The following is a 365-nucleotide window of genomic DNA, read 5'->3' as shown; positions in this document are numbered from 1 at the left end:
GAGCTCTACCGGCGGCGCGCCAATCTCAAGCGCCAGCTGCAGCACAAGGCGCCCGAAGTCATCAGGGATTTCGCAAAGGCAGTCCGCATCGCGGAAACGCAAAAAGCTGTCTGGCTCGCCGGGCGGGCAAAACGCGATCTCGATGAATTGGCAGGGCTTTGAGCCATGGACGAGATCGCGGGCGAAGCGTTTTCGGCCATGCTTGAGAACGGGCGGATACCCTCCCCGCCCGATCCTGCCGGGACCGTCCGGCGCATCCTTGAACGAAAACGTGACTACGGGATCACCAGGCTGGGTTCGGTGACCGAACTCGACTGGATCGGCATCACGGTGGTGCAGGTGGTGCGGCCGCGCTCGCTCTCCGT

General features: G+C 63.6%; 1 protein-coding gene. It reads left to right on the top strand.

Annotation, left to right across the window (positions count from 1 at the left end):
* Nucleotides 1-165: 165 nt before the first annotated feature.
* On the top strand, nucleotides 166-365 hold a 200-nt coding region (locus AC1DIX_RS28330), incomplete at its 3' end, for a hypothetical protein (RefSeq protein WP_477328693.1).

This window comes from Massilia sp. 05N420 (genome assembly GCF_056397205.1).
This window is presented reverse-complemented; position numbering and strand designations above follow the sequence as displayed.